This is a genomic window from Rhizobium sp. P38BS-XIX, from assembly GCF_012641435.1.
Taxonomy (GTDB): Bacteria; Pseudomonadota; Alphaproteobacteria; order Rhizobiales; family Rhizobiaceae; genus Rhizobium.
On the sequence record NZ_JABAIJ010000003.1, the window covers coordinates 482,202 to 499,313 of the forward strand.

The 17,112-nt window shown below is 58.1% G+C and carries 16 protein-coding genes and 1 pseudogene; 7 read left to right on the forward strand and 10 right to left on the reverse strand.

From position 1 onward, the window contains the following. Window positions 1-75 precede the first annotated feature (75 nt). The 5 genes from HGP17_RS14255 to HGP17_RS14275 all read left to right on the forward strand — a co-directional run bounded on the left by HGP17_RS14255 (window position 76) and on the right by HGP17_RS14275 (window position 5,609). Entirely contained in the window at window positions 76-939 is an 864-nt protein-coding gene (locus tag HGP17_RS14255) for an FkbM family methyltransferase (RefSeq protein WP_246704086.1), read from the forward strand. 30 nt (window positions 940-969) lie between these two features. Continuing rightward, window positions 970-2,295, forward strand: coding sequence for a glycosyltransferase family 1 protein (locus HGP17_RS14260; protein WP_168809957.1), 1,326 nt, complete (start codon window positions 970-972; stop codon window positions 2,293-2,295). 18 nt (window positions 2,296-2,313) lie between these two features. Further along, window positions 2,314-3,369 (forward strand): hypothetical protein, encoded by a 1,056-nt coding sequence (locus HGP17_RS14265; RefSeq protein ID WP_168809959.1) that lies wholly within the window; start codon window positions 2,314-2,316, stop codon window positions 3,367-3,369. A gap of 237 nt (window positions 3,370-3,606) precedes the next feature. Next, window positions 3,607-4,338 (forward strand): response regulator transcription factor, encoded by a 732-nt coding sequence (locus HGP17_RS14270; RefSeq protein WP_168810090.1) that lies wholly within the window; start codon window positions 3,607-3,609, stop codon window positions 4,336-4,338. Beyond that, window positions 4,335-5,609, forward strand: a complete 1,275-nt coding sequence (locus tag HGP17_RS14275) for an ATP-binding protein (protein ID WP_168809961.1) — start codon at window positions 4,335-4,337, stop codon at window positions 5,607-5,609. Before HGP17_RS14270 ends, HGP17_RS14275 begins: the two co-directional genes overlap by 4 nt. A gap of 725 nt (window positions 5,610-6,334) precedes the next feature. Here the strand turns inward: HGP17_RS14275 and HGP17_RS14280 are convergent. The 4 genes and pseudogenes from HGP17_RS14280 to HGP17_RS33720 all read right to left on the reverse strand — a co-directional run. Continuing rightward, complete coding sequence (locus HGP17_RS14280) at window positions 6,335-6,955, reverse strand: hypothetical protein (protein WP_168809963.1); 621 nt, start codon at window positions 6,953-6,955, stop codon at window positions 6,335-6,337. 242 nt (window positions 6,956-7,197) lie between these two features. Further along, on the reverse strand, window positions 7,198-7,359 hold the full coding sequence (locus HGP17_RS14285) for a hypothetical protein (RefSeq protein WP_168809965.1): 162 nt from the start codon (window positions 7,357-7,359) through the stop codon (window positions 7,198-7,200). 83 nt (window positions 7,360-7,442) lie between these two features. Further along, window positions 7,443-8,294, reverse strand: coding sequence for a helix-turn-helix transcriptional regulator (locus tag HGP17_RS14290; RefSeq protein ID WP_168809967.1), 852 nt, complete (start codon window positions 8,292-8,294; stop codon window positions 7,443-7,445). A gap of 69 nt (window positions 8,295-8,363) precedes the next feature. Continuing rightward, window positions 8,364-8,498: pseudogene (locus tag HGP17_RS33720) on the reverse strand (DUF1127 domain-containing protein); the annotation flags it as partial. A gap of 292 nt (window positions 8,499-8,790) precedes the next feature. Here HGP17_RS33720 and HGP17_RS14300 point away from each other — a divergent pair. Continuing rightward, window positions 8,791-9,936: a Xaa-Pro peptidase family protein gene (locus tag HGP17_RS14300; protein WP_168809972.1), complete on the forward strand. Its 1,146-nt coding sequence runs from the start codon at window positions 8,791-8,793 to the stop codon at window positions 9,934-9,936. 18 nt (window positions 9,937-9,954) lie between these two features. On the opposite strand, the gene ugpC is transcribed toward HGP17_RS14300, so the two are convergent. From ugpC to HGP17_RS14330, 6 genes are all read right to left on the reverse strand, one after another. Continuing rightward, window positions 9,955-11,013 carry a sn-glycerol-3-phosphate ABC transporter ATP-binding protein UgpC gene (gene ugpC, locus HGP17_RS14305; protein WP_168809974.1) on the reverse strand — a complete coding sequence of 353 codons (1,059 nt, stop codon included), beginning with the start codon at window positions 11,011-11,013 and terminating at the stop codon, window positions 9,955-9,957. A 4-nt stretch (window positions 11,014-11,017) separates the two neighbouring features. Beyond that, window positions 11,018-11,848: a carbohydrate ABC transporter permease gene (locus HGP17_RS14310; protein WP_168809976.1), complete on the reverse strand. Its 831-nt coding sequence runs from the start codon at window positions 11,846-11,848 to the stop codon at window positions 11,018-11,020. 3 nt (window positions 11,849-11,851) lie between these two features. Next, window positions 11,852-12,787 carry a sugar ABC transporter permease gene (locus tag HGP17_RS14315; protein ID WP_168809978.1) on the reverse strand — a complete coding sequence of 312 codons (936 nt, stop codon included), beginning with the start codon at window positions 12,785-12,787 and terminating at the stop codon, window positions 11,852-11,854. Window positions 12,788-12,877: 90 nt separating this feature from the next. After that, window positions 12,878-14,137 carry a sugar ABC transporter substrate-binding protein gene (locus HGP17_RS14320; RefSeq protein WP_168809980.1) on the reverse strand — a complete coding sequence of 420 codons (1,260 nt, stop codon included), beginning with the start codon at window positions 14,135-14,137 and terminating at the stop codon, window positions 12,878-12,880. 39 nt (window positions 14,138-14,176) lie between these two features. Then, window positions 14,177-15,343, reverse strand: coding sequence for a PLP-dependent transferase (locus HGP17_RS14325; RefSeq protein ID WP_168809982.1), 1,167 nt, complete (start codon window positions 15,341-15,343; stop codon window positions 14,177-14,179). After that, the gene (locus HGP17_RS14330; protein ID WP_168809984.1) at window positions 15,340-16,035 is read right to left on the reverse strand and encodes a FadR/GntR family transcriptional regulator; all 696 of its coding nucleotides are present in this window, start codon (window positions 16,033-16,035) and stop codon (window positions 15,340-15,342) included. The genes HGP17_RS14325 and HGP17_RS14330 overlap by 4 nt, the downstream gene beginning before the upstream one ends. Before the next feature lie 888 nt (window positions 16,036-16,923). On the opposite strand from HGP17_RS14330, the gene HGP17_RS14340 reads away from it, so the two are divergent. Further along, window positions 16,924-17,064, forward strand: a complete 141-nt coding sequence (locus HGP17_RS14340) for a hypothetical protein (RefSeq protein WP_168809988.1) — start codon at window positions 16,924-16,926, stop codon at window positions 17,062-17,064. Window positions 17,065-17,112 lie beyond the last annotated feature (48 nt).

Below are 17,112 nucleotides of genomic sequence, written 5' to 3' on the forward strand. Positions count from 1 at the left end.
AAAAGATCGAGGGCCTTCATGATGTTGTCCGGCTTGCGGACTGCGCTCAATACAGGCTGGTTTGGGAAGGATGATATGGGTATGTCGCAGCTGCTGCATCTCCACGAGTTGATGGCCTTTGATCGATATCAGGCCGAAGCGGCTATCCTGCAGCGTGTGAACAGTGCCTATCTCGGAAATCATACGGCATTGGTTCGCATCCTTGGACGTTACAAGCTCTATGTCGACACGCGTGACAGAGGTTTTGGATCTCACGTCATGCTCGATGGATTCTGGGAAATCTGGCTGACCCTGTTTTGCATCCGCAATGTCAAGCGCGGCATGACCGCCGTCGATGTCGGAGCGAACTTCGGCTATTATTCTGTCCTGCTTGCCGAGCTTGTCGGCGATAGGGGCGCGCTGATTGCCGTCGAGCCTAACCCGCATGCCGCGGATTTCCTGCGTTACAGTGCGGAGCTGAATGGCATGATCGGGCGGACACGCATCGAAAGAGTGGCGCTTGGCGGAAGCGCTTCGGGTGAAGCATCGCTTTACGTTCCTCACAACGAACCGAAAAACGCTCTGATCGTCGACGAAGGCTTTTTGCCCTCTGCACAGGATGGCAGCATCGTGCGCGTTCCGGTGACGAGCCTCGATCGTTTGAGCGCGTCCTGCGAGCGCGTCGATTTCATCAAGATCGATGCCGAAGGCGCCGAGGAAGCCATCTTCGACGGAATGAGCGAGACCATCAACCGCCATCAGCCCATGATCGTCGTTGAGTTCAATCCCGCCCGTTATACCGATGCCGGCGGCTTTCTCGACCGACTTGCCGCCATCTACGGTTCATTGCGGCGCCTCGATTTCACTAGCGAGGCTGTGTCGGTGAGTCGCGAAGATCTGCTTTCGAAATATGCAGGCGACGACTCGCTGCTGGTTCTTTCACGCAACCGACCTGCCTGAGATCTAAAAATAGAAAGCAAGGGGGAATAGGTGAGCAGAACGATCCTTTACGACGGTCTCAATCTCTCGCTGAAAAAGGGCACAGGCGTTGCCACCTACACCAGAGGTCTGATGTCGACGGCTCGTTCACTTGGATACGAGACCGGTGTGGTCCATGGGATCACGGGAAATGTTCCGCGTGATCCGATATTGCGCGAGGTGGTGCTGTTCGATGACGCCAGCAACCGCACGCCGAGCGCGATGTTCACCACAAAGCGCTGGCTGCGCCGGCGGATTGCAGCACCTTTCGGCATAAAGCCGGTGCCGATACCGTTGAACGGGACGGTTATCATGAAATCGCTGCAGTCCCAGTTCGGCGATTCCGATCTTGTCTACGCGTCCAACGACCTTTTTCAGCTCGCTCGTCATCACTTCAAACGCTACGGCAACAGTTTGCCGATGAAGTTCGAGGCGCAGCCGGACCTGCTGCACTGCACCTATCCGATGCCGGTCGCCGCGAAGAGGGCATTGAACGTCTACACGATCCATGATCTGGTTCCCCTGCGCCTGCCTTACCTGACGGAAGACGATAAACGTTATCATTACAAGATGTTGCGCTCGCTGGTGAGGCGTGCGGATCATATCGTCACGGTGTCCGAGACGTCGCGCGCCGACATCATCAAGGTGTTGGGTGTGGACGAGACGAAGATCACCAACACCTACCAGGCGGTGCATGTGCCTGAGACGCTTCGTAACAAGACGGAGGATATCGTCGCAGACGAGATCGCCGGGATCTTTCATCTCGATTGGAAGGGCTATTTCCTGTTCTTTGGCGCCTTCGAGCCAAAGAAAAACATATCGCGACTGATTGAGGCCTACCTCTCTTCGAAGACGACAAAGCCGCTGATCATCGTCGGCGCCCCCGGTTGGAAAGGCGCGGAGACCCAGCTACTGATCGATGACGATCGCTTCCGCTTCTATCTCCAATCCGAAGACCGGATCTTGCCGCAACGCCAGATCCAGCGCTTCGACTTCGTATCTTATCCGCTGCTGATCAGCCTGATCCGCGGGGCGCGGGCGGTGCTATTTCCATCGCTCTATGAAGGCTTTGGCCTCCCGGTGCTGGAATCCATGCAACTGGGAACGCCGGTTCTAAGCTCGACCGAAGGGTCGATCCCCGAGATTGCCGGGCAGGCGGCGCTTCTGGTCGATCCCTATAATACCGAGGATATGCGCAAGGCGATTGTCAGTCTCGATCAGGATGACGATCTCTGCTCGTCATATTCCAAGGCTGGACCGCGACAGGCCGCGCGCTTTTCGCCGGAACGGTACGAGCAGAAGGTGAGTGCCTTTTATGATACTCTCTTCAACGGCTGAAAATGGGAGGGGTTTGCCATGACCATCCTTTTTGCTTTCGGAATGCCGGGCGTCATGTCCTCCTGGGGCGTGGCTGCCGTTCATGCCCTGGCGCGTGAAGCTTTCGGAGATTACACCGTCATCGCAACGGATACCGTCGACGATCTCAAACAGCACGTTCGCAGTGGCTCGGACGCCCACGCCGTCCTTGTTTCCCAGTTCCCCGAAACGCGGCTTTCGGACCTCATTCTCAAGATCAACGTGCCGTTTCTGCTATGCCTGGAAGATCCCGTCGATGCCGTCTCCTATCTGGCGCGCGCCACGGAGCAACGGGATTTTGGTCTGGTTCGGGCCGTGTCCGCCAGCCTTGCCTGTCTTGAACCTCTGGCAAAGGCATCCGGCGCTCTCGTCCTGCGTCGCAACGATGTCGGGCACCGAAGCAGCATCGACCTTCTCTTGAAGAAGATAGACGAGCATTTCAGCATCGATCTGACATTGGATCAGATTACGAGCGCGCTGCTGCATGTCGGCATGACGCCTTCCATAGAAACGCCGACAACAGATATTCCCAAGCTGGAAGACGCCGCCGCTGCGGTGATTGCGGGGTATTTGACGCCTGAGGAAGAGGTGCCGGAACTCAGCGGCACTCTGCGCGAGACGGCCAGAAAGGTTTTGAGGCCTCTGGAGTTTGCCCGTGGCAGGCCCTCGCTGTCGGAGATCTTCTGGCCGCGCGAAGCCTTTCTCTCGGGCGACAGATTGGGCGAGGGGCTGGATAGCAGTCTCGATCTGACCGGTGGCGCCCGCTGCCTCATTTACGGCCCCTATCTCCATCTGCCGACCGGCCGATGGAACGCCAGATTTCTCTTCGATGTCGAGGAGGACTGCTATGGCCAGATATTCACGCTGGAGATCCATGCGGCCGAATTGCTTGGAAAGCTGCGCGTCTGCCCGCAGGGCGTCGGCTCTTTCGAGACGGATGTTCCCGTTGAGGTCATCGACCCACGCGCTCCCATCGAAATCCGACTGATGATGGATAGTGGCGCTATCGAAGGCCGACTTTCATCCTGGAGCGTCGAATGGCTTCGGGCCGCCTGATCAGCGGACGCTTCTGCGCCTTTGGCTGACCTGGCTTCGACGTCAGACGTCACTATCATGCCTGAGCGTCGGCATGACCCTGGTTCGATGACGTAATTTTATTGCTTAACATTTCCAGTGCCGGGAATTTTGTAAATCAACATTTCCCTTGCGGGTATTTCCGTATTAGTGCCGCAAAAGCCTTCTTTTCAGAGAATTGATAGTTTGTATAAGGATTGGGAAAACGGAATGAAGCCCATGAACGCGACCGCTGCGCCCGATATTCTGATCGTCGACGATGACCACGAGATCCGCTCGCTATTGAGCCGTTATCTCGAGGAGCAGGGCTTCCGGGTGTCCACGGCCAGCGATCTTCGCGGCTGCAACGAGGTGCTCAACCGACGCCAGCCAGATCTGCTTGTGCTGGACGTGATGTTGCCGGATGGATCGGGTCTCGATCTCTGCCGCGACCTGCGCAATCGCCGGCCACGCGTTCCCGTTATTCTGTTGACCGCGCTCAAGGAGGATATCGACCGGATTCTCGGCCTCGAAATCGGCGCAGACGACTATCTCGGTAAGCCGTTCAATCCGCGTGAGCTTGCCGCCCGTATCCGCGCCGTTCTGCGCCGGACCAATGAAGATATTTCGCCCGAACCGGAGCAAAAGCGCTACCAGTTCGCGGACATGACACTCGATCCCCAGCTTCGCCGCGTCGCGAGGGACAATGGCGAGGTCATCTCGCTGACCGGCGCCGAATTCGACTTGCTCAAGGCTTTTCTGGAGCGCGCCGGGCGTTTGCTGTCCCGCGATCAACTGCTCGATCTGACCCAGGGGCGTGACCGCGATCCGGCCGACCGCTCCATCGATGTCCTGATGAGCCGCTTGCGCCGCAAGCTTGGTGAGACCGCCGAAGAGCCGATCTTCAGAACGATCCGCAATGGCGGCTATCAGCTTGTCGTGCCTGTCGTCGCGATAAAGGGCGACGCATGAGATCGCTGGGTGCACGTCTGGCGTTGCTGCTGCTGACAGCCATCGTTCTGGTCGTCATCTCCTCATCCTTCGTGGCAAGCCTCGTCATGCGCGGGCCTCGCCCTCACATGATGATCGAGCCAATGGCGCGAGAGCTGTCGATCATGGCAAGCTTTGCTGAGAAGGACAAAGGCGCTGCTGCATCCGCCGGACTGATGTTTGCGCCGATGCCTGCCGACGGTCTGCGAGACGAGGAACTGTCCCGTTTTCTGATGGAAAGAATGCTGCGGATTTCCGGCATGCACGAAGCCATCATTTCCCGGCTGCCGGCCGGCGAGATTGTCGCATCCCTGAAGCTCAGCGACGGCAGCTGGCTCATCATGCCAATGCCGCAGCACGGGCCTCCGCCGGGAGGCTGGAAGATCCTTGCCGGATGGCTCGGGCTGATCATCATCGGCAGTGTGCTTGTTTCCATTTTTGCCGCGTCGAAGATCATGAAGCCCTTGCGTCTCCTCGAACAGGCGGTGGCCGCGGTCAATGCCGATGGCACGCTGCCGCATATACCGGAAAGCGGTCCCGGCGAAATTCGCGTAACGGCGCAGGCGCTAAATGGCCTGTCGACCCGAGTGAAAGCTGCGACGGAGAGCCGGATGCGGCTCGTGGCAGCCGCAGGGCATGATCTCAGAACGCCGATGACGCGCATGCGTCTGCGCGCAGAATTCATCAAGGACGATGAGGAGCGGCACAAATGGCTGTCCGACCTTGAGGAACTGGACCGGATCGCCGACAGCGCCATCGGGCTGGTCCGCGAAGAGATTTCAAAAGATAGCCTCGAGCGCGTCAGGCTCGACGAGATTGTCAAGGATATCGTCGCGGAGCTGAAAGCCATCGACATGGACGTGAAGAGCGGCGAGCTGGAGCCGACGACGATTTGCGCCGGGCCTCTCGCCGTCACGCGCGCGCTGCGCAATCTGCTCATCAACGCGGCTACGCATGGCCATTCCGCGACCGTGACGGTCACGCATCTTGGCAACAGGGCCGTAGTGCGGATTATCGACACAGGCCCCGGCATTCCCGAGGAGCGGCTCAATCAGGTGTTCGAACCTTTCTTCAGGATCGATATTGCCAGGCAGAAATCCTTTCCGGGCGCGGGGCTCGGTATGGCCATCGCGCATGAAATCGTCACCCGCTTCGATGGCGAGATCATTGTGCGCAATCGCCAACCGAAGGGGTTGGAGCAAGTCGTATCGTTCAGAACGCCAGCGGTGTCGCAATCCGTCGAGCCGGCATAAGCAATGAATTGGCTGCTTAACACCTCAACTGGATCCCTGATTTTACGCCAGAATTGGATCGGCTCTCGACAGTCCGTTGCAAAAAGCAGCCGAATGTCGACGTAGTGTTAAGTTCATGAAACTTACGAATTAAATGGCGTTTGAGGCAGAAAAACCGAGACATTAAATTTCGCCAAAATGCCCCTTTCCAGCAATGTTTGGAAATGCTCTGGCGGCCCGCTGATGTAAAATTACAGCCGATCTCATGCTTGACTCGAGCAGGCTTTGATCGCCCCGCATACCCGGCTTCGCCATGACGCCCCCAACACGACTGGCGAAGCCGGATTATCGGATGCATGACATCGCATTCTCCAAAGCGGGATTGGCAATCACAATCGAGCGGTCACAATCAAGCAGATTGAACGCGACTGGTTTCCGCCATCACAGGTTCTCATCTCTTCAGAACATTTATTTCCGGCGATCGCGGTCTGCCGTTGCCTCGCCAGGTGACGAAAGGGCTGTTGCGAGCAGTCGGCACCCATTCACGATGGAAGACTGACGGTTGACGCATAAACTATTGGTCCGGAAGCGCCGGGCGGGGCGTTTCCGGACCATTCGACCCCTGTGGGCCGCTCCTTCAAGCAGATGAGGGCATCCGGAGGGAATCTCGATCTGCTTGAGGCGGAGAGGAAGTGATCACGTTTGATCAGGCGTCAAACGACGCCGATTTAACGTCTAGCAGGCCATCAGCGAAACGGATGAGGGCCGGGCATCAGAGAATGTTCGACATCCTCAAGCTTGGCCAACTGGTCGCTTGTGAGGACGTTGCGAAGTGCGGCGGCTTTCTCCTTCAGGACCGTTGCCTTGGCCGCGCGTTCAAGCGCTCGATCGGCAATGCGCTCGCCAAAGAGCTCGTTCTGACCGTCGGGCGCCTGATCGGGCTGCGGCGGTGTCGCAGCCCCCGTCTGATGCGGTTGATGCATTGGAAATGCAAGGAAGTCAGTGAGCGCGCCGGTATAGTCTCTCCAGGCATCGAGCTGTGCACTGCGGATGCCGATCAGGGTTTCCAAGGCTGAAAGTTTACCTGCGATCTCAAGAGCCGGGTTCGGCCCGTGAGGAAAGCGGCCGGGCGGCCCAAAAGGCGGCATGGGCCTGCCTTCACCAAAGCCCATCATCGGGCCTTCCGGATGAGGACCGGGGTATGGCCAGCCGTCCTGCGGCATCGGGCCCGGCATGTGTTGGGTCGCTTCGACGGGCGCGGGCTGTTGCGCGTCAGGTGTCGGAGGCGTTTGGGCGGCAAAGGCCGAAACGGCAATTCCTCCAATAGCTGTGACCAGCAATGTAGTGACGATGTGACGTTTACTCATGATCAGTGCCTTTCAAGTTCACCGATGGCGAGCCTAGTAAGGCCTTATGAATGAGGTACGTCCCGATATTTCCGAATATTTCCTGGCGGGAGAATGTTGCGAACCAAGTTTGCTGAGCGCGCTCCGGCAACACTTCATTACAATCTCCGGACATAGATCTCGTCACAGAAAGAAGCCACGCATTGTACGCGGCTTCTTTGATGGATCGTTTCGGTACGCCTGATGCGTGAGTAGTTGCGTCTTTAGTCCTTACTTGCCGAAGATGCGGACGTCGATTGATCCGCCTCGCGCAGAGCCGTGGCGCATTCTTCACAGCAGACCTCGACCGATTTGCCACCGAGATTGACCTTGATGACGTCGGCGCCCAGTTCGCAATCGCAGGCAGCACATGTGGTTTTCTTCATCGCTTGATCCTCTTCTAAAGCGCTCTTCAATTGAGCGCGGGATCATCAGAGCACCGATCTCTCCGCTGTCGCTGTCGGAATCTTTAGCGAACGGCGTAGCGCTTCGATTTCAATTGAACCGAGCGCTGGAATTCGGCAGGCGTCAGTCCATAAGTCTGCTTGAAACTGGCGCTAAAGTGGCTGTGGCTGGAAAAACCGAGATCGAGACCGAGCATCGTAAGATCGTCATATTGGCCGAGAAGATCGAGGGCGCGAGCGAGCCTCAAGCGCAACTGATAGCGGTACAGCGGTATTGCCTCGACCTGCTGGAAAACCTGGGTCAAATAAACGGGGGAGACGCCGACATCCTTGGCGATCTCAGCCAGCGTCCATCGTCGGGCAAGATCGGACGAGAGGACAAGCTTGGCGCGGTCGACGAGTTTCTGTCGGCCAAAACTTGCCCCGGCGGCATGCGATGTACGCTCGCCAAGCGAACGGCGCACCAGCGTCAGAGCCAACGTTTCTCCCTCCAGGCTCTCGGCTATGTTGCGGCTTAACCCATGCCGAAGAAGTGCAACGAGCGCCTGTGCCCGTGGATCGATACGGCGACGCTGGCGGTGAAATATAGTGTTCTCACCGGCCTGCATCTGCTCCCGTGGCACAAGCTCCTGCAGGATAGCCTCGTCGATCGAAAGATCGAGGCAAGCATCGCCTCCATCGATGGGATGGCTGATCCGATATCCCTGTCCGGCGTTGAAAAAGAGGACCTGGTTGGCCTCGGCAACCGCGTCATTCTGGCCGACATGGCGTTTGAAGACGCCGCGATAGGGATAGACGAGGCTTGTCCTGTGTGCGCATTCCTCATCGCTCTTGTGCCTGCATTCGCCAGTGCACACGACATCACGAATGATAACGGTATTCGTTTTCAGCAGCAGAGCCGTTGAGATCATTGACATGCCGCTATCCCCATCCCCCCGCGGAGGCAAGCCGCGCCATTGAACCGTAACACGCTTTGCGTGAGGTTTTTAGTAGCGACTGTAAAAATGCGCGCCGCTGCTGGACTTGCTGCGAGAAAGGCCGATATCCTTAAGCTGATCGTCCGAGAGTTCCATCAGCGCATTACGATTGCGCCGTTCCGCCATCTTGCGTCCAAGCAATTGGATTGTTCTGAAAAGCACCGAAAACAGCCTCATCCGCCGGGGCTCGGCAAGACGAAATCGCTGGAATGGAATTATGCCGTTTTGCATTTGCATTGTCGTCCTCGATCTGTGATTTCGATGACGACAATCAATCACTGGCCGCGCGTTTTCGCTGTCAGATAATTTAGCGATCGTGGGTTGGCAGTGCGCCTGTTTTCCCTTGTCGACATTTTGCCTACAAGGCTATTAGTGTCGCCATTATCGTGCGACGCGGCGTTGACCGCATCTGACAAAGACTTGAGGAGAAGCAATCATGTCGTGGCAACATCCAGTTCCTCGGATCACGGAAACGGAACGTCAGGAGCGCCTCGCGTCGCTCCGCCGGTTGCTAGATGCTGAGGGTTTGGCGGGTATCCTGCTCGGGCCGAGCGAAAGCCTGCGTTACTTCACGGGCCTCGTCTGGCATGCAAGTGAGCGTTTTCTCGGTGCTTTGGTCACGCCCTCGGCACTCTATTACATCGTGCCTGGCTTCGAGCGCAGTCGAGTCGAGACTTTGCCGCACCTGGAAGCAGAGATCCTGGAATGGCAGGAAGAGGAAAGCAGTGCGGCGCTGGTATCCAGTTTGCTGGGTGAGCGCGGTACTCTGGCAATCGACGACAACATGCCGCTTTTCTTCTATCATGCGCTTGCCGCTGAGCTTGGAGCGGAACGGCTGACTAACGGCGGCCCGATCATCAACCGGCTGCGGCGGATCAAATCATCTGCCGAAATCGCGCTCATTCAATATGCCATGAACCTGACGCTCGATATTCACAAGCAGGCACATGCCATGCTCAAGCCGGGCATTCGCGCCTCCGAAGTGGTTGATTTCATCGATCGGCGGCACCGTGAGGCCGGCGCGCATGGCGGCTCCAGCTTCTGCATCGTGTCGTTCGGCGAGGCGACGTCGTTGCCGCATGGCGCCGATGGCGATCAGATACTCGGTGAAGACGATGTCATTCTGGTGGATACCGGCGCCCGCATCGACGGCTATCATTCGGATCTGACACGGACCTATAAGCTCAAGTCGGGCGACAACGCCTTTGAAAATGCCTGGGCGATTGAGCGCGAAGCGCAGCAGGCGGTGTTCGATGCGGCCAAGCTCGGGGCTTCCTGCTCAAGTCTTGATGATGCAGCACGTGCGGTTCTTGCCAAGCACGCGTTGGGACCAGACTACAAATTGCCGGGACTGCCGCATAGAGCCGGTCATGGCCTGGGGCTGGCGATCCACGAAGAACCCTATATCGTTCGCGGCAACTTGACGCCACTTGCTGCCGGAATGTGCTTCTCCAACGAACCGATGATCGTCATTCCGCAGAAATTCGGCATCCGGCTCGAGGATCACATCTATATGGGCGCTGATGGCGCGCACTGGTTCACGCGGCCATCCAAGGGGCCGACGGAGCCCTTTGCAAGCTAGGAATTTATGGGGCGGCCGTCAGGCCGCCCTTTTTCCATTCTCGTCGAAGACATGCAGATGCTGAGGCGGGAAGGAGACGTTTACCTGCGTTCCGGAGCCGAGTGCATTGCGATCCAAGGTGAACACCTTGAACGGCAGACCATGCAGCGAAAGATGCAGAATGATGCCGAAACCGGTGGGTTCGATCAGTTCGACCCTGGCGGCCATATCGGACGGATTTGACGACAGCACGACATGCTCCGGGCGAATGCCGAGCGTGATCTTGGCTCCAGCGGCCAAATTCAGCGTTCCGGGCAGCGCGATAGCTGTGCCGTCGTTCAGCTTGACGGCATTGCCTTCATAGGTCGCGTCCAGGAAGTTCATGCCCGGTGAGCCGATGAAGCCGGCAACGAAGAGATTGGCGGGGCGATCATAGAGTTCGAGTGGGCTACCCACCTGCTGCACCACGCCGCCATGCATGGCAACGATACGGTCAGCCAGCGTCATCGCCTCGATCTGGTCGTGGGTTACGTAGATGGATGTCGCTTTAAGGTCGCCATGCAACTTCTTGATTTCGGCGCGCATCTGCTCGCGCAGGCGTGCATCGAGGTTCGAAAGCGGCTCGTCGAACAGGAAGGCTTTCGGCTGTCGCACGATGGCGCGGCCCATGGCGACACGCTGACGTTGACCGCCGGAGAGCGCCTTCGGGCGACGTTCGAGCAGCGGATCGAGGCCGAGCTTGGCCGCCGCATTTGAGACCGCCTTGGAAATCGTATCCTTCGCCATCTTCCGCAGCCGCAGGCTATAGCTCATGTTGCCGGCCACATTCATATGCGGGTAGAGCGCGTAGGACTGGAAGACCATGGCGATGTCGCGGTCTTTCGGATGCAACTCGTTGACGCGGTTCTCGGCAATGCGGATTTCGCCGCCGCTGATGTCCTCGAGACCGGCAATCATCCTCAGCAACGTGGACTTGCCGCATCCGGATGGGCCGACGAGAACGACGAATTCGCCGTCCTTGATCCGCAGGTCGATGTCGTGCAGCACCTGCACGTGGCCATAGGCCTTTTTCACGTTCTGGATATCGATCGATGCCATTGGCTTAACCCTTGACCGCGCCGGCCGTCAGGCCCTGCACGAGATAGCGTTGGATGAGCAGGAAGAAGAGCGCGGCCGGAATGAGCGCCATGACGCCAGCCGCCATCATCTGTCCGAAATCCACCGAGAATTTGGAGACGAAGGTGAGAAGGCCGACGGGGAAGGTCGCGGCCTGATTACCGTTGATGAGCATCAGAGCAAATAGCAGTTCGCTCCATGCCGCCGTGAAGACGAAACCGAGCGTCGCGGCGATGCCGGGCAAGGTCAACGGCAAGATGATCTGCCGGAAGGCGGTAAACTGCGTCGCACCGTCGATCATCGCGGCCTCTTCCAGATCCTTCGGAATGCCGTCGAAGAATGACTGCATCAGGAAGGTCGCGAAGGGCACGTTGAAGGCCGTGTAGACGATGACAAGACCCGTCAGGCTGTTGGTGAGATGCAGCGGCGTCAGGATCTTGAAGATCGGCGCCACGAGCATGACCAGCGGAAACATCTGGGTGAGCAGCATCAACGCCACGATCCAGTATTTGGCGCGGAAGTTGAAGCGCGATAGCGCATAGCCCGAGAGTGACGAGCAGATGGTCACGGCGATGGCAGTCGACCCCGACACAATCAAGCTGTTCTCGAAAAAGGTCGGAAAGTCGCTGTGCTGCAACACGAAAGCATAATGCTCCCATGTGGTGCGGGACGGCCACATCCTGACGCCTTCCGTGTAAAGGAGATCGTTCGGCGTCACCGAAACCTTGAGCAGCCAGAAGAGCGGAAACAGCGCAAAGACGATGTAGCAAAGGATTGCCAGGCGATGCGCGATTGTCGGAAGAATGGATCGTCTCATGGCTCAATCCTTGTTCAGCAGGGTCTGCCGCAGCAGGATGATCAACATCGAGTAGGCAAGCAGCAGCACAAGCAGCACCAGAGCGATGGCTGAGGCATAGCCGAAATCCAGCCGTTTGAACGCCTGCGTGAAGATATAGCTGGCGACGATCTGTGTGCGATCGGCAGGGCCGCCGCCGGTCATGACAACGATCAGATCGGCGAAGTTGGAAACCCAGACGGTACGCAGGAGAACGGTGATGGCGATGGTCGGAGCGAGGAAGGGCAGCGTGATGGAACGGAAGCGCTCGAACCAGCCGGCGCCGTCAATGGAGGCGGCTTCGTAAAGGTCACGCGGGATCGCCTGAAGGGCTGCCAGAAGCGTGATCGCAAAGAAGGGAATTCCCCACCAGACATTGGCGACGATCGGTCCCCACATCGCATAATTCGGATCGGAGAGAATATTGCTCGGCTGGCTCATCAGGCCGATGGCATAAAGCCAATGCGGGATCGGACCGATCACCGGATTGAACAACCAGGACCAGTTGAGACCGGCAAGGAAGGACGGGACGGCCCAGGGCAGGAACACCAGCGCCTGTACAAGTCCGCGACCGTAAAACGGCTTGTCCAGCAAAAGCGCGAGGATCAAACCGAAGACGAATTGCAGCGCCACGGAAGCGCCGGTCCACCAAAGCGTATTCTTCAGCGCCCAATAGAAGGCGGTATCCTTGGAAAGATCTCGAAAGTGCTCGAGGCCAATGAAGCCGCCCGAAAACGGATTGAGCAACTGGATATCGCGAAACGCGTAGGAGATACCGATGGCCAGCGGCACCAGCATCACGGCAATGATGAGGATGAGGGCAGGCGCGCTATAGAGATAGGGCTCCGAGGCGTCGGCGAGGCGCTTCAGCCATGACCTGCGGTCATGACGCCTGTCGAGCGTGTCGGGGATCGAAGTCATCTGCAAGTGTTCCCGTTCGCGGCGCTGGACCGCCATATGTTTCAAATGGGCAGACGCGGCGGCGGAGCGCTCCGCCGCCGCAGAAGCTACTTACTTCTTGGCCAGGTATTTCTGCTGGGCCTTCGTCAGGTAATCGGCCCATTGGTCCGCCAGATCCTTCGCAGAGATATCGCCGAGCAATGCTTGCTGGGATGTCTTGATGGCGAGCGAATCCTTGAAGAAAGCGAATTCTTCAAGATAGGTCGGCATGACCGTAGGAACGGTATCCTTGTCGGCGAGTTCCTGGAACCAGCCCTTGAACTGATCGCCCGCATAGAAGGGGTCTTTTTCCGCGGCCGTATAAGCCGGCAGGGCGCCGATCTTCTTGTTCCATTCCAGATTGCCTTCCTGGCCTTCAAGGGTCGCAATCAGCTTCCAGGAGAGATCCTTGTTCTGGCTTGTCGAGAACATCGACCAACCGGCGTAACCGATGGTCGGGAAGGATTTGCCGTCCGGTCCCTTTGGCAGTGGGGCCACGCCGAAATCATCCTTGTTCATGCGCTCGGCAACCGCGATCAGAGCGTCCGGGTCCTGGTCGAGGAAGGCGCAGGTGCCGGAATAGAAGCCGGCGACGACTTCGTTGAAGCCCCAGTTGACGCTATCCTTCGGCGCATAGCCCTTCTTGTAGAGATCGACCATCCACTCGATGCCCTTGGCCCAGCCAGGGCTGTTCATCGTAGAGGTGCCGTCATCCTTGAAGTATTTGTTGTCGCCTGCCATCGAGGCGCCGAAGATCATCCAACCATTGAGGCCGCCCGGGCCGCCGCGCATGCAATAGCCGGACTTGCCGGGCAGTTTCGAAATGGCTTCCGATGCCTTGACGAATTCGTCCATCGTCTTCGGTGGTTCGGAAACGCCTGCATCCTTCAGGATTTTCTTGTTGTAGAACATGGCGCGCAGATAGAAGCCGTAAGGCAGCATATAGGCGGTGTTCTTCACATAACGGCCGAGCTCGAGCGCGCGTGGCGTCAGCTCTTTGGTGTGCTCCCACTTCGCCAGATACGGCTCCAGGCTTTCGAGCATGCCGTTGTTGCCGTAAAGCGATACCCAGGTGTCGGGCATTTCCATCACGTCGGGCGTATCGCCGGCCGAGACCATGGTGGCGAACTTCTGGAAGGCTTCGTTCCAGGGCAGGGAGATGATGTCGACCTTGGTGCCGGGGTTGGCGGCTTCGAACTTGGCGACGATCGACTTCAGCGTCTCGGTGCGCTCCGGGCTCGTGATCACTTCGACGAGCTTGAGTGTCGTATCGGCAAAGGCGGTGCCGCCCATCAGGGCGGTAAAGAGTGCTGCTGTTATCAGTCTTTTCATGTTGGTTCCCCTTTAGGTTTTCCTCTTAAGTTGATGATTTTACGAGGCGGCGGCGATCGCCTCCTCGAGTTCCTTCCATTGCGCCTCGACACCCTCGAGGCCGATATGCAAACGGACCGAGCGCGGATTGATGCCGAATGTGTGCGCGGAGTTCGGCTGCGCCTTCTGCTGCAGCACGACTTCGCCGGGCACGATCAAGCTTTCATGGCCGCCCCAGCTCACGCCGAGTTTAAACAGCTTGAGACGATCGGCAAAAGCCCTGACGTCAACGCCCTCGCGGAAGATGAAGGAGAACAGGCCCGAGGTTCCGTTGAGACCCGCCGGCAGCCGATTTGCGAGACCGGGGTGGCAAACCTGCTCGACGACATCGAGTTCCTGCAGCCGTTTGGCGATCGTCATCGCCGCAGCTTCATGTGCCTTCATGCGGATCGGGAGCGTGCGAAGGCCGCGGATCAGAAGCCATGCGTCGAAGGGCGAAAGCTTGCCGCCGAGATAGGGGTAGGCCTCCGCCTTCAGGCGCGCGATCATCTCCTTCGAGCCTGCGACGACGCCGGCAACAACGTCGCTGTGGCCGCCGAGATATTTGGAGGCCGAATGAATGACGAGATCGACGCCGAGTTTCAGCGGTTGCTGGAAATAGGGGGTCGCCCAGCTGTTGTCGATCATCGAGATGGCGCCATGCTGCTTGGCAAGCGCCGCAAGCGCGCCGACATCATGCGCTTCCATGACCCAGCTGGTCGGGCTTTCCATGTAGAAGACCTTGGCGCCGGGAAGTGCCTTGGCAACGGCCTCTTCATCGCGACCGTCGACATAAGTCACCTCGACCTTCATGCGCTTCAACAGGGTGCCGAACAGGCGGAAGGCATCGGGATAGACATGCTTGACCGCGACGATCCGATCGCCGGGCTCGACGAAGCTCAGGACGGCGGATGAGATGGCCGCCATGCCGCTGGCAAATCCGAGCGCGTCTTCGCCACCCTCGAGCTTGGCGAGCATTTCCTCGAACATGCGCACCGTCGGATTGAGGCCGCGCGTATAGATCGGCCGCACCTTTTCGCCACGGTAGGAAGCGATCATCTCGTCATAGCTGGAAAAGGTGAACAGCGACGTCTGGAAGATCGGCGGCACGACGGCTTCGGCGAAGTTGCCTTCGTCATGGGCCGTGATAAGCGAGGCAAGTTCGAACGGCTCTAGCCCGTCAGTCATTTGGACATTTCCTTGATGTCTTCCTCGACAACGTCGAGAATTTTCAGTGTTTCGGCGCGCGCTGCTTCGGGGTCTCGGTCAACGATCGCGTTGAACAACGTGCGGTGATAGGGGAAGGACCGGCGTGCAAAATCCTGCCGGTCGAAAGGGTGTGACCAGAAGCGCTCGAAGGTTTCGCGCATCTGTTCGAGGAGCTGGCGGAACAAAGGGTTGTGGGTGGCGTCGTAGACGGCGAGATGAAACGCCAGATCTTCCGGTCCCGACGTGCCCTTGGCGATATGGACGCGCTCCATCTCGTTGAGCTTCTGCTCAATGATGACCATGTCCTCGTCGGTTCGCTTTTGGGCCGCGACCATGCCGGCCTCGCATTCGATGCCTCTGCGAACCTCCAGCGTCTGCAGCAACGCATCGCGCAAGTGCGACGGGTCGAGCGACAGGGGCATGTGGATGGTGCTTTTGGAAACTGGCTTCAGCAGATAGGTGCCGCTGCCCTTGCGCGTTTCCATGACGCCGAGTGCCTGGAAATAGGTGATGACCTCGCGGATGGTCGAGCGCCCCACGGAAAGCGCCGCCATCAGCTCGCGTTCGGTCGGCAGTCTTTCGCCAGCCTGCAGCTTCGACGATTCGATAAACGTCGTCAGCGCATCGATCACCTGCTGCGTCCGGTCGATGGACGGAAGGGGGGTAAGCATTGGTCTCCTCATGAGACCTAAATTGGTCTGACATCTGCCATCAGGTCAATCTCTTTTTCGAGGGCCGCGCTTTTTTCTGTGGTTGACGTCAGGTTGGAGAGGTTTCGGGAGCACGGAAACCCGAGATCGCGCGTCCTGGCCTTCAAGAGTTCGGGTGGCGCTGATAGAAAGGGCTCAAATCTGAGTCCCCGAGTTGGAAGAGAATGGCTGCACGAGATCGATATTCACGGAAGCTGGAATGTGCGAGATGCGGGCACGCCGGTTTTGCAGAGGTTTCCGAGACCGATAATCGTCGGGCGCCAAGCCGCGACTTCAAGATCGACGAGATGGCCAAGGGGTTTTCGACCGAAAGGCCCTCGACGGATCCACGCAAGCACATGATGCGCTGCCGGTGCGGCGCCGTGTTTGCCTTCGAGCAAGACACTGTCTATGCGCCGGGCGGAGAACCGCGCCGTCGTGGTGGTTGAGCTCCAAAAAGAAAAAAGCCTCGCATGGGCGAGGCTAAGCTTGTGCCACTCCGGGGAAATCGGAAGCGACGCGGCGTTGTTTAATATTCGTCGCCCAATCAGACTAGGTCAGTTTTGGCGATAACGGTACGCTTGCACAAAAAAGCCCGGCAAGTTGGAAGTGTTGCGCGTCGATACTGATGAAAATCGTGTTGGATGACCATTTTGCGGGCAATTGAAGAGGAAATGCACGTCCTCAATGTGGCATTGCGCCGCCTTATAAATCCATTATAACGTGCATATGTGTTCAGCTACCGTTCATTTTTGCGCGGGCAGAAAGACAACCGCCGCAACGCCTTGCGGTCCTCGAGGTCCGGTTGCCGATTGGCTTTCCCGTCAGGTTGCCGGACCTCGCAGATACTTAGAGAATTTGGATATTCGCATGCGTTTGCTTCTCGCCTTCATCGACTGGATTCGGCGTCGCCGTCAAAAGCGGCTGGAGAGCGAGACGATCCAATATTCGGCTGATGATCCTTGGGTCCTGCAGCAGATCGAGAAATTCGAGCGCGAGCTGAAGCGATAGAGACGCAACGGGTGGCGTTCAAGTCACTACCATTGCTTGCTGCTATCA